This window comes from Leifsonia aquatica H1aii (assembly GCF_000633535.1).
In the GTDB taxonomy this organism is placed as follows: domain Bacteria; phylum Actinomycetota; class Actinomycetes; order Actinomycetales; family Microbacteriaceae; genus Leifsonia; species Leifsonia aquatica_A.
In genome coordinates, this window is the sequence record NZ_AYMR01000007.1 from 251,405 (window position 1) to 273,144 (window position 21,740).

At 71.1% G+C, this 21,740-nt stretch carries 17 protein-coding genes; 13 read left to right on the forward strand and 4 right to left on the reverse strand.

Going from position 1 to position 21,740, the window contains the following annotated elements:
• Window positions 1-5 precede the first annotated feature (5 nt).
• Window positions 6-1,604, forward strand: a complete 1,599-nt coding sequence (gene guaA, locus U870_RS0106825) for a glutamine-hydrolyzing GMP synthase (protein ID WP_029947297.1) — start codon at window positions 6-8, stop codon at window positions 1,602-1,604.
• A 99-nt stretch (window positions 1,605-1,703) separates the two neighbouring features.
• Here the strand turns inward: guaA and U870_RS0106830 are convergent, their stop codons facing one another.
• Entirely contained in the window at window positions 1,704-2,501 is a 798-nt protein-coding gene (locus U870_RS0106830) for a Bax inhibitor-1/YccA family protein (protein ID WP_025156660.1), read from the reverse strand.
• A 41-nt stretch (window positions 2,502-2,542) separates the two neighbouring features.
• Window positions 2,543-3,088, reverse strand: coding sequence for a hypothetical protein (locus tag U870_RS0106835; RefSeq protein ID WP_025156661.1), 546 nt, complete (start codon window positions 3,086-3,088; stop codon window positions 2,543-2,545).
• Between the two features lie 64 nt (window positions 3,089-3,152).
• On the opposite strand from U870_RS0106835, the gene U870_RS0106840 reads away from it, so the two are divergent.
• The 3 genes from U870_RS0106840 to U870_RS0106850 all read left to right on the forward strand — a co-directional run bounded on the left by U870_RS0106840 (window position 3,153) and on the right by U870_RS0106850 (window position 7,822).
• Complete coding sequence (locus U870_RS0106840) at window positions 3,153-4,223, forward strand: glycerophosphodiester phosphodiesterase family protein (RefSeq protein ID WP_025156662.1); 1,071 nt, start codon at window positions 3,153-3,155, stop codon at window positions 4,221-4,223.
• A 63-nt stretch (window positions 4,224-4,286) separates the two neighbouring features.
• On the forward strand, window positions 4,287-6,794 hold the full coding sequence (locus tag U870_RS0106845; RefSeq protein ID WP_025156663.1) for an ATP-dependent helicase: 2,508 nt from the start codon (window positions 4,287-4,289) through the stop codon (window positions 6,792-6,794).
• The gene (locus tag U870_RS0106850; protein WP_025156664.1) at window positions 6,791-7,822 is read left to right on the forward strand and encodes an FUSC family protein; all 1,032 of its coding nucleotides are present in this window, start codon (window positions 6,791-6,793) and stop codon (window positions 7,820-7,822) included. The genes U870_RS0106845 and U870_RS0106850 overlap by 4 nt, the downstream gene beginning before the upstream one ends.
• Window positions 7,823-7,833: 11 nt before the next feature.
• On the opposite strand, the gene U870_RS0106855 is transcribed toward U870_RS0106850, so the two are convergent.
• Both U870_RS0106855 and U870_RS0106860 read right to left on the reverse strand, forming a co-directional pair.
• The gene (locus U870_RS0106855) at window positions 7,834-8,694 is read right to left on the reverse strand and encodes an oxygenase MpaB family protein (protein WP_025156665.1); all 861 of its coding nucleotides are present in this window, start codon (window positions 8,692-8,694) and stop codon (window positions 7,834-7,836) included.
• 48 nt (window positions 8,695-8,742) lie between these two features.
• Entirely contained in the window at window positions 8,743-10,239 is a 1,497-nt protein-coding gene (locus U870_RS0106860; RefSeq protein ID WP_025156666.1) for a hypothetical protein, read from the reverse strand.
• 243 nt (window positions 10,240-10,482) lie between these two features.
• Between U870_RS0106860 and sucC the strand changes: the two genes are divergently transcribed.
• From sucC to ddaH, 9 genes are all read left to right on the forward strand, one after another.
• Entirely contained in the window at window positions 10,483-11,646 is a 1,164-nt protein-coding gene (gene sucC, locus U870_RS0106865; protein WP_025156667.1) for an ADP-forming succinate--CoA ligase subunit beta, read from the forward strand.
• Between the two features lie 14 nt (window positions 11,647-11,660).
• Complete coding sequence (gene sucD / locus U870_RS0106870; RefSeq protein ID WP_025156668.1) at window positions 11,661-12,548, forward strand: succinate--CoA ligase subunit alpha; 888 nt, start codon at window positions 11,661-11,663, stop codon at window positions 12,546-12,548.
• A gap of 207 nt (window positions 12,549-12,755) precedes the next feature.
• Window positions 12,756-14,156 (forward strand): hypothetical protein, encoded by a 1,401-nt coding sequence (locus tag U870_RS0106875; protein ID WP_025156669.1) that lies wholly within the window; start codon window positions 12,756-12,758, stop codon window positions 14,154-14,156.
• Between the two features lie 55 nt (window positions 14,157-14,211).
• Window positions 14,212-15,468 carry a cell division protein PerM gene (locus tag U870_RS0106880; protein ID WP_025156670.1) on the forward strand — a complete coding sequence of 419 codons (1,257 nt, stop codon included), beginning with the start codon at window positions 14,212-14,214 and terminating at the stop codon, window positions 15,466-15,468.
• Window positions 15,465-16,787, forward strand: coding sequence for a threonine/serine ThrE exporter family protein (locus U870_RS0106885; RefSeq protein WP_025156671.1), 1,323 nt, complete (start codon window positions 15,465-15,467; stop codon window positions 16,785-16,787). Before U870_RS0106880 ends, U870_RS0106885 begins: the two co-directional genes overlap by 4 nt.
• A 31-nt stretch (window positions 16,788-16,818) precedes the next feature.
• Window positions 16,819-17,412, forward strand: coding sequence for a phosphoribosylglycinamide formyltransferase (gene purN / locus U870_RS0106890; RefSeq protein WP_025156672.1), 594 nt, complete (start codon window positions 16,819-16,821; stop codon window positions 17,410-17,412).
• Window positions 17,409-18,989, forward strand: a complete 1,581-nt coding sequence (gene purH / locus U870_RS0106895; RefSeq protein ID WP_025156673.1) for a bifunctional phosphoribosylaminoimidazolecarboxamide formyltransferase/IMP cyclohydrolase — start codon at window positions 17,409-17,411, stop codon at window positions 18,987-18,989. The genes purN and purH overlap by 4 nt, the downstream gene beginning before the upstream one ends.
• Window positions 18,990-19,076: 87 nt before the next feature.
• Window positions 19,077-20,156 carry a Glu/Leu/Phe/Val dehydrogenase family protein gene (locus U870_RS0106900; protein WP_025156674.1) on the forward strand — a complete coding sequence of 360 codons (1,080 nt, stop codon included), beginning with the start codon at window positions 19,077-19,079 and terminating at the stop codon, window positions 20,154-20,156.
• Window positions 20,157-20,181: 25 nt separating this feature from the next.
• A complete protein-coding gene (gene ddaH / locus U870_RS0106905) occupies window positions 20,182-21,405 on the forward strand; it encodes a dimethylargininase (protein ID WP_025156675.1) in 1,224 nt (407 codons plus the stop codon).
• Window positions 21,406-21,740 lie beyond the last annotated feature (335 nt).

Below are 21,740 nucleotides of genomic sequence, written 5' to 3' on the forward strand. Positions count from 1 at the left end.
ACCTGCTGGGAGCGGCCGACGCCGCGAACCCGACCGGTCCCGTCCTCGTCGTCGACTTCGGCGCGCAGTACGCGCAGCTGATCGCCCGACGCGTCCGCGAGGCGAACGTCTACTCGGAGATCGTGCCGCACACCGTCACGGCCGCCGAGATCGCCGCGAAGCGTCCGGCGGGCATCGTCCTCTCGGGCGGCCCGTCGAGCGTCTACGAGGAGGGCGCCCCGCGCCTCGACGAGGAGATCCTCGAGCTCGGCGTCCCCGTGCTCGGCATCTGCTACGGCTTCCAGGTGATGGCCACGGCGCTCGGCGGCGAGGTCGCCAAGACGGGCCGTCGCGAGTACGGCTCGACCGCCGTCCGCGTCGTCGACGGCGCCGCGGAGCAGGCGAACGGCCTGCTCTCCGGTCAGCCCGACGAGCAGACCGCGTGGATGAGCCACGGCGACTCGGTCGCCCGTGCCCCCGAGGGCTTCGAGGTGCTCGCGTCCACCGAGGACACCCCGGTCGCCGCCTTCGCGAACGAGGAGCGCAAGCTCTACGGCGTGCAGTGGCACCCCGAGGTCAAACACTCCCAGTACGGCCAGGCCGTGCTCGAGAACTTCCTGCACCGGGCGGCGGGCATCCCCGCCGACTGGAACAGCGGCAACGTGATCGCCGACCAGGTGGCGGCCATCCGCGCCCAGGTCGGAACCGGCCGGGTGCTGTGCGCCCTCTCCGGCGGCGTGGACTCCGCGGTCGCCGCGGCGCTCGTGCACAAGGCCGTGGGCGACCAGCTCGTCTGCGTCTTCGTCGACCACGGCCTCCTGCGCAAGGACGAGGCGAAGCAGGTCGAGGTCGACTACGTCGCCTCCACCGGTGTGCGTCTCGTGACGGTGAACGCGCAGAAGCAGTTCCTCGACGCCCTCGCCGGCGTCAGCGACCCGGAGACCAAGCGCAAGATCATCGGCCGCGAGTTCATCCGCGTCTTCGAGCAGGCGCAGGCCGACCTGATCGCCGAGGCCGCGGGCGAGGGAGATCCCATCCGCTTCCTCGTGCAGGGCACCCTCTACCCGGACGTGGTGGAGTCGGGCGGCGGCACGGGCACCGCGAACATCAAGAGCCACCACAACGTCGGCGGCCTGCCGGAGGACCTGCAGTTCGAGCTCGTCGAGCCGCTGCGCACCCTGTTCAAGGACGAGGTGCGTGCGATCGGCCGGGAGCTCGGCCTGCCCGAGGTCATCGTCGGTCGTCAGCCGTTCCCCGGCCCGGGGCTGGGCATCCGGATCGTCGGCGAGGTCACCCAGGATCGTCTCGACCTGTTGCGCGACGCGGACGCCATCGTGCGCGCGGAGCTCACGGCGGCGGGCCTCGACGGCGAGATCTGGCAGTGCCCCGTCGTGCTGCTGGCCGATGTGCGTTCCGTCGGCGTGCAGGGCGACGGCCGCACCTACGGCCACCCGATCGTGCTGCGCCCGGTCTCCAGCGAGGACGCCATGACGGCCGACTGGACGCGCCTGCCGTACGACCTGCTCTCCAAGATCTCCAACCGCATCACGAACGAGGTGGACGGCGTCAACCGCGTGGTGCTCGACGTCACGTCGAAGCCGCCGGGGACCATCGAGTGGGAGTGATCCCCGCGACATGAGAAGAGCCCGGGATGCGTTCGCATCCCGGGCTCTTCTCTGTGGAGGCCCGTCGCCGCTGTCCGGCGGCGGACGGGCCTCGCCGTCTCAGTCTCGCGCGATGGCGAGGAGACGCAGGATCTCGAGGTACAGCCAGATGACGGTGACCATGATGCCGAACGCACCGGACCAGCCGTAGATGCGCGGCGCGCGGTTGGCGACGCCCTGCTTGATCGCATCGAAGTCGAGCACCAGCGAGTAGGCGCCGAGGAGCACCACGACGATGCCGATGACGACACCGAGCGGGATTCCGAAGATGCGGACGTCGCTGCTCAGCCCGAACGTGCCACTCGTCACGCCCGTCCACATCAGGATCACGTTGACGAGCGAGTAGGCCAGGTAGCCGAACATGGCGATCAGGAAGATCTTGGTGGCCTTCTTCGAGGCCCGGACCTTGCCGGAGGCGAAGAGCGCGAGGGTCACGCCGACCACGGCGAGCGTGCCGATCACCGCCTGGATGACGATGGACTGCCACTGCGACTCGAACACGAACGAGATGCCGCCGACGAACACGCCCTGCACGGCCGAGTAGGCCAGGATGAGGGCCGGGCTCGGCTTCTTCTTGAAGATGTTGACCAGCGCCAGCACGAAACCGACCAGGGCGGCGGGGATGGCCAGGGCGGGCACGATCCAGCCGACGACGGCCCCGGCGAGCAGGAACGCGAAGCACACGGCGGTCTTGACGATCGTGTCCTCGACCGTCATGCGGTCGGTGTCGGTCGACGTCGCCGAGGGCGCGTCGTACATCTGCTCGAGCTTCTCGGCGCTCAGCGTGGCCGTCGCGGCGGACTGCCCGTTCTCTTTGAATGCCGGGTTCGTCGAGAACGCCGGGTTGGTGAGTGCCATGGGGTTCCTCGTTCTGTGGGGAATGGTCTCGTCAGACCAATCTAGTCGGTCGACTTTCTGAGAGTTCTGACAGCTTGCCGGGAATCCCACCCGACGGCGAGCGCGCGTGCCGCCCAGGCTCCGGCGACGACGGCGACCGTGCTGGCCACGATCGTGATCCAGCCCTGCTCGTACGTGGTGACGAAGAAGGGGATGACGACGCTGGAGGCGATCGGCAGCAGGAGGGCGGCGAACGAGACGAGCGGGCGCAGACGCACCAGGAGCCAGGCCGCCAGGGTGACGGCGTAGCACCAGGCGAAGCCCGAGCCGCCGAGCATCAGCCAGGTGAAGCCGAGCACCGGGACGGCGACGGCGACGCGGCGGCCGATGGTCGAGGGGAGCACGGCCCAGGCGCCGGGCTGCATCAGGGAGCCGACCAGCAGGAAGGGGAGGCTGTACGCGGTCGTCACGAGGATGCAGCCGGTGCCGACGACCAGCATGACTATGCCCGTGACGAGTCGCGGACGATACGAGCCCCAGCGCAGCGGCAGCATCGAGGCCGGCTCGCGCCAGGGGCCGGTTCGGGGGGCGCTCTCGGCGGCGGACACCCGTCGATTCTGTCATCCGCAGTGGGGCCGTCGTCAGCCCCCGACCGCGGGCTAGGATCGCTCCATGCGTGCTCGCCCCGCCCCACTCGTGATCGGTCACCGGGGCGCGCCCGGCTATCGCCCCGAGCACACCCGCGCGGCCTACGAGCTCGCCTTCGCGCTCGGCGCGGACGCCGTCGAGCCGGACCTCGTCGCGACGAAGGACGGCGTGCTCGTCGTGCGTCACGAGAACGAGATCTCCGGGACCACCGACGTCGCCGACCGGCCGGAGTTCGCCGACCGCCGCACGACGCGGGAGGTGGACGGCGAGCCGCTCACCGGGTGGTTCACCGAGGACTTCACCTGGGCGGAGCTGGCGACCCTGCACGCCAGGGAGCGGCTGCCCCGGCTGCGGCAGGCGAGCGCCACCTTCGACGACCGCTCCCCGCTGCTCCGCTTCCGCGATCTGCTCGACCTCGTCGACCGCGTCTCGGAGGATGCGGGACGGCCGCTCGGGGTCGTCGCCGAGATCAAGCACGCGACCCACTTCGCGGCGGCCGGCCTGCCTCTGGACGAGCTCGTGATGCGCGACCTCGCCGACGCCGGCTGGACCGAGCGGTCCGGCCTGATCATCGAGAGCTTCGAGCCGACGGTGCTGCGGCAGCTGCACGACCGCGGGTTCCCCGGACGGCGGGTCTACCTGCTGGAGGACACGGGTGCACCCGCGGACCGCGTCGCGTCGGCCGGGTCGGCGGCCGCCGGGTACGACACCGATCTCACCCTCCGCGGCCTCTACGCGCTCGGATCCGGTGCGCCCTCCGCGGCGGAACGCGTCGACGGCATCAGCGTGGAGACCTCGCTGGTGCTGGCGTCCGGGTCGGTCGCCGTCTCCCTCTTCGAGGACGACGACGGGAGCCTCGACATCGGAGCGGTGACCTCCGATCTCGTCGACCTCGCGCACTCGGCGGGCGTCTCGGTCTACACGTGGACGCTGCGGCCCGAGAACGCCATGCTGCCGCCGGAGTTCCGCAGCGGCGGGCGTGACGACGAGTGGGGCGACTGGCGCCGGCTGTTCTCGATCCTGCTGCATTCCGGCGTCGACGGCGTCTTCGCCGATCACCCCGATCTCGCCGTCGCCGTGCGGGACGGGCTCTGACGCCTGGTCCCGGTCGGCGTCCGGAGCCGGATGACGGTGGAGGCCGCTAAAATCGGTGGAGACATGACGAGCCTTCCCGACGCCCCTTCCGGCCCCTCCTCCTCCGTGCCGATCATCCTCGACGGCTGGGAGGGCGACGACCGCTCCGGCGGCTCGCGCGGCGGAGGTGCCGCCCCCGGGGGAGCCGACGCGGACGACCGCCTGTTCGCCGGGCTCAACCCGCAGCAGCGCATCGCTGCCGAGTATCGCGGCCCCGCCCTGCTGATCCTCGCGGGGGCCGGCTCGGGCAAGACGAGCGTGCTCACCCGACGCATCGCCGGGCTCATCGAGAGCCGGGAGGCGTGGCCGAGCCAGATCCTGGCCATCACGTTCACCAACAAGGCGGCGAACGAGATGCGCGAGCGGGTCGAGGGGCTGCTCGGGGGCAAGGCGCAGGGCATGTGGATCTCGACGTTCCACTCGGCCTGCGTGCGCATCCTGCGACGGGAGGCCGAGACGATCGGCAAGACCCAGAGCTTCACCATCTACGACTCCGGCGATTCCCGCGCCCTGCTGAAGCGGATCATCAAGGAGCTCTCGGCCGACACCCTCGGCTTCACCGTGGCAGGGGCCGCGGGTCGCATCTCGAAGCTCAAGAACGAGCTCACCGACATCGAGGCCTTCGCCCGCTCGGCCAACCTGAGCGACCCGCAGGAGGTGATGTTCCTCGAGATCTTCCGTCAGTACACCCGCGCGCTCCGCACCGCGAACGCGTTCGACTTCGACGACCTCATCGCCGAGACGGTGTTCCTGTTCCGGGCCTTCCCCAAGGTCGCCGCGCTGTACCAGCGCCGGTTCCGGCACATCCTGGTCGACGAGTACCAGGACACCAACCACGCCCAGTACTCGCTCATCCGCGAGCTGACCATGCCGATCGCACCGGACATCGCCGACGAGTTGGAGGCGCAGGGCCACCACGTCGAGCGCATGCGCGACGCCGTCGGCGTCATCCCGGGGGCGTCGCTGACCGTCGTCGGCGACTCCGACCAGTCGATCTACGCGTTCCGCGGCGCCGACATCCGCAACATCGTGGAGTTCGAGCGGGACTTCCCGGGGGCGAAGGTCGTCCTGCTCGAGCAGAACTACCGGTCGACGCAGAACATCCTGAGTGCGGCGAACGCCGTGATCGCGAACAACTTCGACCGCAAGGACAAGAACCTGTGGACCGCCGTGGGCGACGGCGAGAAGATCGTCGGCTACACCGGATACTCCGGTCACGACGAGGCCCAGTTCGTGGCGGACGAGATCGAGAAGCTGCACGGCGCCGGGATGGACTACAAGGACATCGCGGTCTTCTACCGGACCAACGCGCAGACACGTGCGCTGGAGGAGATCTTCATCCGCTCGGCGCTGCCGTACCGGGTCATGGGAGGCACGAAGTTCTACGAGCGCGCCGAGATCAAGGACGCGATGGCGTACCTGCTCACGGTCGCGAACCCGCAGGACACGCTCGCGCTGCGCCGCATCCTGAACACGCCGAAGCGCGGCATCGGCCCGGCGACCGAGACCCAGCTGGCGAGCTACGCGGACGACAACGGCATGACGTTCCGGGAGGCCATGCGCGACGCCGGGTCCCTCGGACTCGGCCCGAAGGTGACCGCGGCGATCCTGCAGCTCTCGTCGCTGCTCGACGAGGCGTCGGCGAAGACCGACCCGGAGAACCCGGCCGGTGTCTCCCCGGTGGCGGACGTGCTCACCTTCCTGCTCGACGGAAGCGGCCTGCTCGACGTGCTGCGCAACAGCCGCGACCCGCAGGACGAGGCGCGGGCGGAGAACGTGGAGGAGCTCGTCGCGGTCACGCGAGAGTTCGCCCGCAACAACCCGGACGGCACGCTGGTCGACTTCCTGACCGAGGTGTCGCTGGTCGCGGCGGCGGACGAGATCGACGACTCGAGCGGCTCGGTCTCGCTGATGACGCTGCACACGGCGAAGGGTCTCGAGTACGACGCGGTGTTCCTGACCGGGGTGGAGGAGGACCTGCTGCCGCACCGGATGTCGGCGAACGAGCCGGGCGGCCCCGCCGAGGAGCGTCGCCTGTTCTACGTGGGCATCACCCGTGCCAAGAAGCGCCTGTTCCTCTCCCTCGCCATGACCCGTGCTCAGTTCGGCGAGACCGCGGTGGCGATGCCGAGCCGCTATCTGCAAGAGATCCCCGCCGATCTGGTCGAGTGGCGGCAGTCGCCCGGTTCGGCGAACGGACGCGGCGGCACCCAGTCGCGTGCGCTGAACGCACGTAAGCCGGGCCTGGGCTCGGGCTCGGGCGGCTCCCGCTGGAACGAGAGCTTCGGCTCGGGCGGTTTCTCCGCGCCCGAGCGGCCGAAGGCCGAGTGGCCGAACCGGGTCACCGGCAAGGTGCGCGACAACGGCGACCTCGAGCTTGCGCCGGGGGACCGGATCAGCCATGCCGACTTCGGCCCGGGCCGGGTGACCGCGGTCACGGGCGAGGGGGCGAAGCGCGTCGCGCACGTCCAGTTCGAGAAGGTGGGCGCGAAGAAGCTCCTCATCAAGATCGCGCCGATCGACAAGCTGTGAAGCCGTCCGGGCTCGCCTCGGTGAGCATCGAGGTCGGTTTCCGTGCGGCCGCGGCGGTCGCGGTCCCCCTGCTGCTGCTGTGGTGGGCCGGGCGACTGGACCTGGCCGCATACGCCACCTTCGGTGCCTTCACCGCGTTGTACGGCCGCAACGAGCCGTATCGGCTGCGCATCCGGAGCGTCTCCGTCGCCGGCCTCGCGCTGCTCGCCAGTATCGCGCTCGGGGTGTGGCTGGCCGTGTTGGGCGAGCCGCTCGGTCTGCTGGCGATCGCCCTCGTGGTCATCGTCGCCGGCGGGACGCTGTTCGTGACCGCACTCCAGCTCCTGCCCGCCCAGCCGCTCTTCTTCGTCTTCGCGCTCCTGGTGTGCGCGAACATCCCCACCGCCGGCGTGGACGCCTGGCCGCGGATCGGGCTCGCCGCCGTCGTCGCCACCTTCTCGTGGGCGCTCACGATGTCGGGCTGGCTGGTGCGACGGCTCGCCGGCGACCGGCGTTCCGCCCTGCTCAAGGAGCTGCGCAGGCGCCCCGCGGTCGACCGCACGGTCCTCCGCGATCCGCGCGTCTGGCTGACGGTCGCCCAGAACGTCGTCGGCGTGCTCCTCGCCGGCGGGGCCGCCCTCGTCTTCGGGCTCGGCCACGCGTACTGGGCGGTGGTGAGCCTGGTGGCCGTCATCCCGCCCGCTCGCGCGGCGCACTCGATCTCGCGGTCGCTGCACCGCATCATCGGAACGATCGTCGGCGTGGCGGTGACGGCCGCGTTGCTCTTCTGGTCGCCCCCGGCGCTCGTGGTGATCCTCGTGATCGTCGTGTGCCAGTTCTTCGCCGAGATGCTCGTCGGCCGCCATTACGGATCGGCCCTGGTCTTCATCACCCCGATGGCGCTCGCCGTGTCGCATCTCGCGAGCCCCGCCCCGCTGGAGACCCTGGTCATCGACCGCGTGCTGGAGACGGTGCTCGGCGCCGGCATCGGCATCGTGCTCGTCCTGCTCGCCCGTGCGCTCGAACGGGCGAGGGGCCTCGCCGCGTAGCGGTCGCGGCGCTACCGCCCGGAGGCTCCTGCACGTGCGCCGGCCGCGGCGCGCTCCTCGCGCACCAGCCGCTGCACCCGGCGGAGGTAGGCGTCGCGGGGTGCGTGCCGGAGTCGCTGCGGCACCCGGGGGTACCAGCGGGCCAACCGGTGCATCCACCGCTCGTACCGTCGTCGCCGCTCGTCGTCCCACGGGAGCCGGAAGGCCTCGCGGACGGCGGCCGGCAGCAGCCCGGCCGTCACCAGGCGGGCGTCCGGCAGCAGGAGGCGGATCCACAGGGGGACGTTGCGCGGGTAGAGGATCTGCCGGGCGAGCGCGCGGGTCGCGTCCCCGACCTCCAACCGGCCGAGCATCGCGTCCCAGTAGTCGTCGAACGCGGCGCGAGTGGGCGGCCAGCTCGACGGTGGGATCTGCAGGTTCGCGCCGAGGCGGACGTACTCCTGGTAGACGCCTTCCTGTTCCGCCGGGCTGAGCGAGCCGAACACCCGTTCGTGCAGGTCCATCATCGTACGGTAGAGGGTGGCCGCCACCCACAGCTGCAGCGCGGGGTCGTAGGCGTTGTAGGCCGGTCCGGTCCCGTCGGCGTCGGCGCGCACCGGCGCGTGCGCCCGGTTCACCCGGCGCCGGACGACCGCGAAATCGTCGGGTGAGGCGAAGGCGGCCGCGCACATGAACGTCATCGTGGCGTGCAGACGATCCATGGCCCGTTCGGCGAAGTCGCTGTGCTCGACCACACCGCGCCCGACGGCGGGCAGTGCGACCTGCAGGAGCAGCGCCCGCCCGCCGCCGATGAGCGGCAGCACCTCGGCGGCGACGACCCGCAGGTCGACCGGTGCGGTCGCCGTCCCCGGGCTCCGTGTTCGCTTCACCACACGGCCATCCTGCCCGGGGACTCTGCGAGAGTGCGCAACGGACGGCGCTCATGCGCTGTGCGCTCCGTGCCGCATCCGCCGTGAGCGAGCGCCGCGGGTCCCCGTCACCACCGCCGCGAGACCGAGACCCGCCGAGGCGACGGCGGCGGTCGCCCATCCGAGTGCGGAGACGGGATCCGCGCCGGTCCGTGCCAGCGCCGTCGCCGGGGCGGCGCCCACCGGCGCAACCGGGGCAGGAACGGGGACCGGCAGCACCTGCGTGATCTCGGACGCCACTCCGAACGTCGAGCGCCAGGGCCGTACCCGTTCGCCGCCCCGATCGGGTGTCAGTCGTTCGGGGTCGATCCGTTCGACCCACACGTAGTACCCCGGCGCGGTCAGGACGCAGGATGGCGTCTCCGCGTCGCCGACGCCGGCCACGACGGTCTCGACGGTGCACGCGATCGGCGCGCCCTCCGGCGCGGACTCCGCCGGCTCGATCGGCTCCGCGAACGGCCCGAGAAGCGTGCTCTCCACGATGACCTCGACGGGCAGGAAGCCGTCGTCGGAGGCGTGCACGCCCCAGGTCGGGAGCAGCCCCTCGCCGCTGTCGACCGAGACCCGCAGCAGGTCCGTGATCCGGTCGCCGACGGTGGCGGTCGCCGTGCTCGTTCGTGTCTCCACCCGGGGCTGGAACGGCAATGGCGACGGACCGGCGACACTCGCGCCCGCGCTCGCCGTCGTGCTCGCGGGGACCGCCATCAGCAGGGACTGCACATCCGAGCGTGGCACGGCGATCCGGAGCCCGGTGCCGTAGGGCAGCCGGTCGAGGGTGGCCGTCGCGAGCACGGACACGCTCGCCTCCTGCCCGCTCGGGACGATGGCGATGTCGCGACCGGTCTCGATCGTCGCCGTGGTGCTGCCGTCGGCGAAGCGGGCACCCGTGAGCACGACGTCGGCGGAGTGGGCGGCCGCGGGAAGCAGCTCGCTTCCGGAGAGGCGGTCGGCGGTGACCTCGACGCGCACACGCCCCGGTCCGGTCTCGGCGAGCTCGACCACCGCCTCCGCACGCACGGAGGTCGTTGCGAGACGCGCGGACTCCTCCGCCATGGAGTGGGCCAGCGCGAGGACCGCCGCGGCCTCGCCTCCCGCCCGCGCCGCGTAGCTCTCCGGCGTATGGCCGTTCAGGCCCGAGACCATCCAGGTGGCGATCTGCCCGGCGGCCGCGGTCATCCGGTCGTCCGTGCCCGCCCACGTCCGCGAGATGTATGCGAGCCGAGCGGCCTGCTCCTCGGAGAACCAGCCGAGCGCGTCTCCGTCGGTGTAGTCGAGTTCGTGGCCGGTCGGACTCTGCCGGCCCGCGTTGAGGCAGAACCCCTGCGCCCCGTCGTCCAGCCGATAGGTGCCGAGCCACCAGCCGTCCGCCGAGAGGTAGCCCGGCCCGTGCCCGATACCGGTCAGCGCCTGAGCCCCGGCGGAAGGGACGAGGGCCTGGAGGACGCCCAGGAAGACGGCCAGTCCGGAGAGGGCCGCAGCGGTGAGGAGATGATTGATGCGGTGTGTCATGACCACCACCTTCGCCGGGTGGACGGCGGCAGCGGCGGGTTCCGCGAAACCGGTGGAGACTGCGGACTCGGGGCGATCTGGGGAGAACGTGACGCCTCCCGTTTACGGGTCGCACAGTCGGAGGCGCTAAAGTTCTCACTGGCGAATTTATCTCGGCGTCGAGCTATTCTCTCGCGCCGACCGCCAGCAGATGACGACCGGAATCGCCACAGCGAGCCCGGACCAGCAGCGGATTGGATAACCGTGGATCTATACGAATACCAGGCCAGAGACCTGTTCGAGAAGTACGGGGTCCCGGTACTTCCGGGCATCGTCGCAGACACCCCGGAGGAGGTGCGCGCCGCCTCCGAGAAGCTCGGCGGGGTGACCGTCGTGAAGGCACAGGTCAAGGTCGGTGGGCGCGGCAAGGCCGGTGGCGTCAAGGTCGCCAAGAACCCGGACGAGGCCGAGGCCGCGGCACGCTCCATCCTGGGGCTGGACATCAAGGGCCACGTGGTCCGTCGCGTGATGGTCGCCGGTGGCGCGCGCATCGCGCGCGAGTTCTACTTCTCGGTGCTCCTCGACCGGGCCAACCGCTCCTACCTGTCGCTGACCAGCGTCGAGGGCGGCATGGAGATCGAGCAGCTCGCCGTCGAGAAGCCGGAGGCGCTCGCCCGCATCGAGGTCGACCCCCGCGGCGGCCTCGACATCGCGAAGGCCACCGAGATCGCGAAGGCCGCCGGATTCCCGGACGAGCTGGTCGCGAAGGTCGCCGACGTGTTCGTGAAGCTCTACGCCGTGTACACCGGCGAAGACGCCACCCTCGTGGAGGTGAACCCGCTCGTCCTCACGGAGGAGGGAGACATCATCGCCCTCGACGGCAAGGTCACCCTCGACGAGAACGCCGCGTTCCGCCACCCCGAGCACGAGGCTCTCGAGGACAAGGACGCCGCCGACCCGCTCGAGGCCAAGGCCAAAGCGTCCGACCTCAACTACGTCAAGCTCGACGGCGAGGTCGGCATCATCGGCAACGGCGCGGGCCTGGTCATGTCGACCCTCGACGTCGTCGCGTACGCCGGCGAGAACCACCAGGGCGTCAAGCCCGCCAACTTCCTCGACATCGGCGGCGGCGCCTCGGCCGAGGTCATGGCGGCCGGACTGGACGTCATCCTGAACGACCCGCAGGTCAAGAGCGTGTTCGTGAACGTCTTCGGCGGCATCACCGCCTGCGACGCCGTCGCGAACGGCATCGTCAAGGCGCTCGAGATCCTCGGCACCGAGGCGAACAAGCCGCTGGTCGTGCGTCTCGACGGCAACAACGTCGAGGAGGGCCGCCGCATCCTCACCGAGGCGAACCACCCGCTGGTCACCCTCGCACTCACCATGGACGAAGGCGCCGACAAGGCCGCCGAGCTGGCTGCGAAGTAAGGGCGCGATACAGAATGTCTATCTTCCTCAACAAGGACTCCAAGGTCATCGTCCAGGGCATCACCGGCGGCGAGGGCACCAAGCACACCGCGCTGATGCTGAAGGCCGGCACGAATGTCGTCGGTGGCGTGAACGCCCGCAAGGCCGGCACCACGGTCACCCACGGCGACGTCGAGCTGCCGGTGTTCGGCACCGTCGTCGAGGCGATCGAGAAGACCGGCGCGGACGTGTCGATCATCTTCGTCCCGCCGGCGTTCGCCAAGGACGCGATGGTCGAGGCCATCGACGCCGAGATCCCGCTGCTCGTCGTCATCACCGAGGGCATCCCGGTGCAGGACTCCGCCGAGGCGTGGGCCTACGCCAAGGAGAAGGGCAACAAGACCCGGATCATCGGCCCGAACTGCCCCGGCATCATCACCCCGGGCGAGTCGCTGGTCGGCATCACCCCGGCGACGATCACCGGCAAGGGCCCGATCGGCCTCGTCTCCAAGTCGGGCACCCTGACCTACCAGATGATGTACGAGCTGCGCGACCTGGGCTTCTCGACCGCCATCGGCATCGGCGGCGACCCGATCATCGGGACCACCCACATCGACGCGCTCGCCGCGTTCGAGGCCGACCCGGAGACCAAGGCGATCGTCATGATCGGCGAGATCGGCGGCGACGCCGAGGAGCGCGCGGCCGACTTCATCAAGGCCAACGTCACCAAGCCGGTCGTCGGCTACGTGGCGGGCTTCACCGCGCCCGAGGGCAAGACGATGGGCCACGCCGGCGCCATCGTCTCCGGCTCGGCCGGCACGGCGCAGGCCAAGAAGGAGGCCCTCGAGGCCGCCGGCGTGAAGGTCGGCAAGACGCCGTCCGAGACCGCCGCTCTGCTGCGCGAGGTGTACGCGGCGCTCTGAGCCGCGGCGCCGCGGCGCACGCACGACCGGAGAGGCCGGATCCCTGGAGGGTCCGGCCTCTCCGCGTGTCCGCCCCGCCCGACCGGGTCGCCGCCGGCAGCACCCGGTCGCCGCGTCGTCCGGTGAACAGCCCTCTGACGCTGCGCACGCACCCGGCGCTACAGTGAGCACGATCCGAGCTGTATCCGTCCGGACGAAGGGGCCGCCATGCCGCGATCGACCAACGCCGACCTGCTGAAGCGCGTCGCCGCCCTGGAGGCGGAGAACGCCGCACTGCGCGACGAGCTGGGCGACGCCTCGACCACGCCCGACGCCGCAGCGGCCGCATCGGCATCGGCATCGGCCCCCCGCCGTCCGCACGGACGCAGCTGGGCCTGGACGCTGCTCGCGACGGTGCTCATCGTGATCGGCGCGATCCTCGCCCCGGTCGCCGTCGTCGCGTCCTGGGCGAAGGCGCAGCTGACGGACACGCAGAGCTTCGTCGACACGTACGCCCCGCTGTCCCACAACGCCTCGGTGCAGGCCTACGTCACCGACCAGGCCGTGAAGGTGATCCAGGAGAACGTCGACATCCCCCAGGTGACGTCCCAGGTCGTCGACGGCATCACCGAGCTCGGCACCGGTCCCGTGGCGACCAAGGCGCTGGAGGCGCTGAAGGGTCCGCTCGCCCAGGGGATCGTCTCGCTGGTCCACACCACGATCGCGAACTTCGTCTCGTCCGATGCGTTCTCCCAGGTGTGGGAGGAGGCGCTGCGGACCACCCACGCGCAGCTGATCGCCACCATGCAGAACGACCCGAAGGCGGCGGTCGCGGTCGGGTCGGACGGCTCCGTCGGCGTGCAGCTCGGCCCGATCATCGACCGGGTCAAGCAGCTGCTGGTCGATCAGGGCCTCACCTTCGCCTCCCAGATCCCGACGATCGACCGGACGATCACGATCGCGCAGAACTCCTCGATCCCGACGATCCAGCTGTTCTACGGGGTGGCGGTCGCCGCCGGCGCCTGGTTGATCTGGATCTCGCTCGCCTTCCTCGTCCTCGGAGTCGTCGTCGCGCGCCGGCGGTCGCTCGCCCTGGTCTGGGCCGCCGTGGCGCTCGCCCTGTCGATGGTGGTGGTCGTGGCCGGGATCGGCATCGGGCGGCTGGTGTTCGTGGGCTCGGTGTCGCCGTCGCTCCTGCCTGCGGCGGTCGCGGACACCATCTACCGCACGCTGACGACCGCCATGCAGGACACCGGCGTGGCCGTCCTGGTGCTGGCGATCGTGGTCGCCCTGGTGGGCTGGTACTCCGGGCCGTTCGCCGTCCCACGCAGACTCCGCGGGTTCTTCGGGGCGGGCGTCACCTGGGTGCGCGAGTCGGCCGAGCGGCACGGCATCAGCACGGGACGCACGGGCGAGTGGATCTACGCCCAGCGGGTGCTGCTGCGCGTCCTGGTCGCGCTGATCGCCGCCGCGCTCGTGCTCTTCGTCCGTCCGCTCACCACGCCGCTCATCGTGTGGACCCTGGTCGTCTCGGCCCTCGTGATCGCGGTGCTGGAGCTCGTCCAGCGCCCCGTCATCACGGTGCCGGAGAACGCGGGCGACGACACACCGGTGATGACCGTCTCCTGACCGCCGAAGTGTCGCGGACGGGCGGCGGTCGGCGCCCGGTAGGCTCCATCCGGTCATGAATCGCACAACCGTCGCCCTGCTCGCCGCACTGGAGGCGGTCATCGTGGCCGCGATCGGCCTCGCGATCGCGGTGGTCCCGCTGACGATCCTCTGGGCTGCGCAGTATCAGCTCGGCGCCGACTGGCTCGTCGTCTGGCGCGCCGCGGCGGACATCTGGCTGGTGGGACACGGGACGAACCTGACCGTCGCGCTCGACCCGCAGACGGTGGCGACGCTCGGGCTCCCGGGAGCCGGGACGCCGTTCCAGGTGACCATCGCCCTGCTCGGTTTCGCCGTCCTGACGGCCGGACTCGGTGTGCGCACGGGTTCCCGTGCCGCCGAGACACCGTTCCGGCTGACGGGTGCGCTGAGCGCTCTCGCCGCCTTCGCCGCGATCGCGGTGCTCGTCACTCTGACGGCGGGAAGCGCGCCGGTGCGGCCGTCCGTGTGGCAGGGGATCGTCCTCCCGCCGTTCGTCTACGCCGTCGGGATCGCGATCGGCTTCGGATTCGCGGCCCTGCGCTCGGGGCGCTCCGGCGCCGAGGCGGGCGGCGCCGACGACGGCCCCCGACCCGCCGCAGTGGCCCCGTTGCTCCGCGCGGCGCGCGAACGGCTCGCCGCCGTGCCGGTGCTCTGGCGGTCCGCCGCCCTGGGGGCCGTCCGTGCCGGCTCCTCCGCCACCGCGATCGTGATCGGAGCGGCCGCCCTCATCCTGACGCTGCTGATCGTCGGCAACTACGGCACGATCATCACGATGTACGAGCAGCTGCAGGCCGGCGCGGTCGGCGGAATCGCGCTCACCCTGGGCCAGCTGGCGTTCCTGCCCAATCTGGTGATCTGGATGGCGTCGTGGCTCGTCGGGCCGGGCTTCGCGATCGGCACCGGATCCTCCGTCAGCCCGATCGGGACGGCCCTCGGGCCGGTGCCGGCGCTCCCGCTGTTCGGCGTGATCCCGCCGGGCGGGTTCGCCTTCGGCCTGGTCGGCATCGTCGTGCCCCTACTCGCCGGCTTCCTCTCCGCGGTGCTCCTGCGCTCCCGTGCCGGACGGCTCCTCCCGGAGGGCGCGCTCGGGCTCTTGGCCACCGCCGTCGGGATCGGTATCGTTGCGGGCATCGAGCTCGGACTGCTGGCCTGGTGGTCCTCCGGTGCGCTCGGCCCCGGCCGGCTGCACGACGTGGGGCCGAACCCGTGGCTGGTCGGTGCGATCGCGGCGGCGGAGGTCGCCGTCGCGGCGGTCATCGGGCTCCTGGCGGGAGGGCGGACGCGCAGATGAGCCTCTGGCCTCCGCGGTTCCGCCTCCCGAGGCTCACCCTCCGTCGGCGGTCCGTGGACGCGGAGCAGGTGGTCGAGACCCCGTCCGCCCAGCTCCAGGAGTTCCTCGTGCTGCTCGGCAGCGCCCTGCTGGCCGTCGGAACCGCCTCCACGGACATCCAGCACACCCTGACCAGGGTCGCGGTCGCGCTGGGATCGCCGAAGGCCAGCCTCATCGTCTTCCCGACCCTGATCTTCGTCGGGATGCCCGGGGAGACGCAGACCCGGTTCGAGGTGGCGATGCCCACCGGGGGAGAGGTGCGGTTCGACCGTGCCGCGCGGGTCTACGGGATCGTGGACCGCGCACTGGCCGGCACGATCTCGGCCGCGGACGGGATCACGGCCGTGCAGGAGGTCGTCGCCGCCAAGCCACGCTTCACCCGCTGGGTGCGCGTGCTGGGGCACGGGCTCGCCTCCGCGGGGGTCGCCCTCGTCCTGCTCGGCGCCGAGACGACGAGCATGCTCTACGCGCTCGCGCTCGGGATGCTGGTCGGCGCCGCGAAGCTGCTCGTGCGGCCCGGCACCTACGCCGCGATCCTCCTCCCCGTTGCGACCGCCTTCCTGCTGGCCCTGGTGGTCTTCGCCCTCGGCAAGACGGTGGTCGTCGGAGAGCCGCTGCAGGTGCTCATCCCGCCCCTGGTCACTCTGCTGCCGGGGGCACTGCTGACCACCGGCATCCAGGAGCTGGCCGCCGGCGACATGGTCGCCGGCGCGAGCCGGCTCGTCTCCGGCATCGCCCAGCTGGGCTTCCTCGCGATCGGGATCCTCGCCGCGCTCACGATCACCGGGGTCCCCGCCTCGGCCGCGCTGCTGAGCACCCAGCCGCCGCTCGGTGCGTTCCAGCCCTGGGCCGGGGTCGTCCTGTTCTCCGTCGGGATCTTCCTGTACTACTGCGGGCCCCGGCGCTCCCTGTACTTCCTGACCCTGGTCCTGCTGGTCGCCTACGGCGGTCAGCTGCTGGGGGCGGTGCTGATGGGCAACGTCTTCAGCGGGTTCTTCGGGGCGTTCGCACTGACCGTGGTCGCCTATCTGGTCCAGTCGGTGCCCGGTGCCCCACCGGCGGTGGTCTGCTTCCTGCCGGCGTTCTGGTTGCTGGTCCCGGGGGCGACCGGCCTGATCCGGCTCACCCAGAGCGCCACCGGTGTCGACTTCGACGCCAGCAGCATCCCGAACCTCCTGGGCTCGATCGTGTCCATCGCGCTCGGCGTGCTCGTCGGGACGGCGCTCTTCCGCCAGATCTACACCATCGCCCCCGCCCGCTGGCGGCTCCGGCTGGTCTGACTGCTCATCCGAGCGCCGGTAGGCTGGTCGCGTGCTCTCGATTGTCGTGCTGATCTCCGGTGGAGGCTCGAACCTCCGCGCACTGCTCGAGGCGTCCCAGGATGCGGAGTTCCCCGCCCGGGTCGTCGCCGTCGGGGCCGACCGCGACGCGGACGGCCTCGCCCACGCGGAGGAGTTCGGCATCCCGTCGTTCACCGTTCCGTACTCGTCGTTCGACGGCCGCGCGGAGTGGGGCGACGAGCTGCTCGCCCAGCTGCGGCAGTGGGAGCCGGACCTCGTCATCCTGTCCGGATTCATGCGCCTCGTTCCGCCGCGCGTCGTGGAGGCGTTCTCGCCGAACCTGATCAACACTCACCCCGCCTACCTGCCCGAGTTCCCCGGCGCCCACGGCGTGCGGGATGCGCTCGCCGCCGGCGCCACGCAGACCGGTGCCAGCCTCATCGTCGTCGACGACGGAGTGGACGCCGGTCCGATCATCAGCCAGGAGCGCGTGCCGATCCTGCCGGGCGACACCGAGGCCGCCCTGCACGACCGCATCAAACCCGTGGAGCGACGGCTTCTCATCGACGCCGTCCTCGACATCGCCAACGGACACATCGATCTCAAGGAGCTTTCCCGAGCATGAGCGGACCCCGCCACGACGCCAGCCTCTACCGCGAACGGGACGTCGTCCCGATCCGCCGCGCGCTGATCTCGGTCAGCGACAAGACCGGGCTCCTCGACCTCGCGCAGACGCTCGCCGAGGCGGGTGTCGAGATCGTCTCGACCGGCTCCACCGCTCAGACCATCCGCGATGCGGGCCACCCCGTCACCGACGTGGCGAGCGTGACGGGCTTCCCGGAGTCGCTCGACGGGCGGGTGAAGACGCTGCACCCGGCCATCCACTCGGGGCTGCTCGCCGACCTGCGCCTCGCCTCCCACGAAGATCAGCTGAAGGAGCTCGGCATCGAGCCGTTCGAGCTGGTCGTCGTCAACCTCTACCCGTTCGTCGAGACCGTCGCCTCGGGTGCGGTCGGCAACGACGTCGTCGAGCAGATCGACATCGGCGGCCCGGCCATGGTCCGCGCCTCGGCGAAGAACCACGCCAACGTCGCGATCGTCGTGTCGCCGTCCGACTACGCGGACATCGCCCAGGCGGTCGCCGCGGGCGGGACCACCTTCGAGCAGCGCCGGGCGCTCGCCGCGCAGGCGTTCGCGCACACGGCCTCCTACGACGGCGCGGTCGCCGCCTGGTTCGCCGGAGAGGTGCCGAGCACAGACGACTTCGCCGAGCGCTTCGAGGTGCGCGCGGAACTGTCCCACGCGCTCCGCTACGGAGAGAACTCCCACCAGGCGGCGGCGCTCTACACCGACCCGGCCGGCCGCGGCATCGCGCAGGCGACCCAGCTCGGCGGCAAGGAGATGTCGTACAACAACTTCGTCGACGCCGACGCGGCCCTCCGCAGCGCCTACGACTTCGCCGAGCCCGCCGTCGCGATCATCAAGCACGCGAACCCGTGCGGCATCGCGGTCGCCGACGACATCGCGGATGCTCACCGCAAGGCGCACGAGTGCGACCCGGTGTCGGCCTACGGCGGCGTGATCGCGGCCAACCGCACCGTCACGCTCGCGATGGCGGAGACGGTCAAGGGCATCTTCACCGAGGTGCTGATCGCCCCCGGCTACGAGCCCGCGGCGCTGGAGCTCCTGCAGACGAAGAAGAACCTCCGCATCCTCCAGCTCCCCGAGGGCTACGCGCGCGCGACCACCGAGTTCCGTCAGATCTCCGGCGGTGTGCTGGTGCAGGACGCGGACCGTTTCGACGAGTTCGACTCGGCCGGCTGGACGCTCGTCTCGGGCGACGAGGCCGACGCGGCCACGCGTGCGGACCTCGAGTTCGCCTGGAAGGCCTGCCGCGCCGTGAAGTCCAACGCCATCCTGCTCGCGCACGACGGTGCCTCGGTCGGCGTCGGCATGGGACAGGTCAACCGCGTGGACTCGTGCAACCTGGCCGTCAGCCGTGCCGGCGAGCGGGCGTCCGGATCGGTCGCCGCCTCCGACGCGTTCTTCCCGTTCGCCGACGGCCCGGAGATCCTGATCGCCGCGGGCGTGCGTGCGATCGTGCAGCCGGGCGGCTCCATCCGCGACGAGGATGTGATCGCGGCGGCGAAGGCGGCCGGCGTCACGATGTACTTCACCGGCGAGCGTCACTTCTTCCACTGACGTTGCGCCCCTCGTGGGGTCACGGGAGAATGGAGGGCGGTCCACAAGACCGCTCAGATTCCACCGCGATCCCACGAGGAGACACCGATGTCCGTCCTGCCCGCCGCTCTGGTCGAAACCACCGGAACAGACCTTCCGCACGAGACACTGCATGTGGTCAAGGGGAGGCGGAGCGGTCTCACGATCAGCATCGCCGTCCACTCCACCGTCCTCGGCCCCGCCCTCGGCGGCTGCCGGGTGTGGACGTACGACTCCTGGCTCGAGGCGGTGGCGGATTCGCTGCGCCTCGCCGAGGGGATGACGATGAAGAACGCGGCCGCGGGCCTGAACCGCGGCGGCGGCAAGACGGTCGTCTACGTCCCGCGCGGCGTCGAGCTCACGCCCACGCTCCGCTACGAGGCGATGCTCGACCTCGGAGACGCCATCGAGACCCTCGGCGGCAGCTACATGACGGCGGAGGACGTCGGCACCAGCGCCGAGGACATGGCGGTCGTCGCCACGCGCACCGCCCATGTCTGCGGCCTCCCGTCGGCCGACGGCGGCGTGGGGGAGCCGAGCGATGCGACGGCGGCCGGCGTCTATGCGAGCCTGCTCGCGACGCTGGAACGCGCCGTCGGGACGCGGGACGTCGCCGGGCGCCGCATCACCGTGCTCGGCCTGGGGCATGTGGGGTCCATCCTCGCGATGCGTCTCGCCGCCGAAGGCGCCGTGCTCACCGTGACGGACGTGAACCCGGCCAAGCGCACGCTCGCCGAGGCGCTCGGCGCGACCTGGGTCGAGCCGGGCGAGGCGCACCGCGTCGACGGCGACCTGTTCGTCCCTGCCGGCGTGGGAGGCGTGCTCACCGATGCCGTCATCGACGAGCTGCGGGTGAAGGCCGTGGTCGGGCCGGCGAACAACCAGCTCGCCGCCCGCTCGGGCGCGGCCCGGCTCGCCGCGCGCGGCATCCTGTGGGCGCCGGACTTCGTCGTGAACGCCGGGGGTGTGATCTTCCTGGCGATGATGAACGACGAGCACCCGTCCGCCGAGGCGACGGCCGAGCGGGTGGAGCGGATCGGCGACATCGTCGCCGAGGTGTTCGCGGTCGCCGAGCAGCGCGGGATCACCACGCTGGAGGCCGCCGACGAGCTCGCCCTCGCCCGCCTGCGCGAACCAGCGAACGCATAGAAACGCTCCGATAGGGTTGGTTCCCATGACGTCTTCGTGGGGCCGCCGGCTCATCGCATCCCTTGTCGCCGCCTTCGTGGTGGCCCTCGTCGTGCACGCGGCGATGATCGCCGCGTTCTACGTGGGAAGTCTCGCCGGGTCGTCGGCCCCATCGGGGGCGTTGATCGTCGCCGTCAGCAACTACTTCTCGCTGACGAGCGTCATCGCATTCGTGCTGCTCTTCATCGCGGGCGTCGTCGGCGCCTTCGACCGCTGGTGGACCGCCCTGATCGCGGGCCTGGTCGCCGGGTTCCTCTCGCCGGCGGTCGGGACCCTCGTGACGGCGACCTCCGGCGGCTCGCCGTTCAGCGGCGAGCTCATCGTCGCCGTCCTGGGCACCCTCCTCGGCATCAACCTGCTGTACGCGGTGGCCGTCTCGGCGCTCACCCCGACCTTCGGCCGGTGGCTGTTCCGGGCGCTCGAGGGTGTCCGCAGCCGTTTCGAGACCGACCGCAAGATCGCGCTCGTGCGCATCCCGGCCAAGAACCTCCAGGACGGCCTCGTCACCCATCTCGAGCGCACGACCGTGGACGCCGAGCTCGCCGACACCCAGTGGGACGGCTACGTCAACGCCCTTTCGCAGGCCGGCTGGCAGACCGTCGAGGTCACCTCCGCCGACACCCTCGCCGACTCGGTCTTCGTGGAGGACACCGCGGTCGTCTTCGGCGACACCGCCGTGATCACGCGTCCGGGCGCGGACTCGCGCAAGCCCGAGGTCGCCGGCACCGAGGCCGCGCTGCGCGCCCAGGGCCTGCACCTCGAGCGGATCGAGGAGCCGGGCACCCTGGAGGGCGGCGACGTGCTCAAGATCGGTTCGACCGTCTACGTCGGCCGCGGCGGCCGCACCAACGGCGAGGGCATCCGGCAGCTGCGCGCGATCGTCGCGCCGCTCGGCTACACGGTCGTGGGCGTCCCGGTCACGAAGGCGCTCCACCTCAAGACCGCCGTCACGGCGCTGCCCGACGGCACGGTCATCGGCTACGAGCCCCTCGTCGACGAGCCCCGTCTGTTCGAGCGCTTCCTCCCCGTCCCCGAGGCGCACGGCACCGCCGTCGTCGTGCTCGACGACGAGACCCTGCTGATCTCCGCGGCGGCGCCGCAGACGGCCGAGCTGCTGAACGACCTGGGCTACACGACCATTCCGGTGGACATCTCCGAGTTCGAGAAGCTCGAGGGCTGCGTCACCTGTCTCTCCATCCGGATCCGCTGACCCGCTTCCGCTGGCCTGGGCGCGCCGAGGGGCACGTCGTGGTCGTCATTCCGCCGGAATGAGCGCCACGACGTGCCCCTCGTCGCATCCATGCGCTCGAATGGATGGTTGCGGAATCGGCAACCCTGGCAATAGGCTGTAGGGCTGCCTTGTCGCGGCAAAATCGTGAACGCATCGAGGCCGGGAGGACGCAATGAATAAGACTGGATACGCACGGATCGTGACGGTGTTCGGGCTTGTCGCGCGCGCGTCTTCGGAGCCGGCTCCCGCCTGGTAGGTCCCAGGAAGGTTCGCGTCTCCGGCTGATCGTCGCCGGCCATCCTCTGATGGCACTG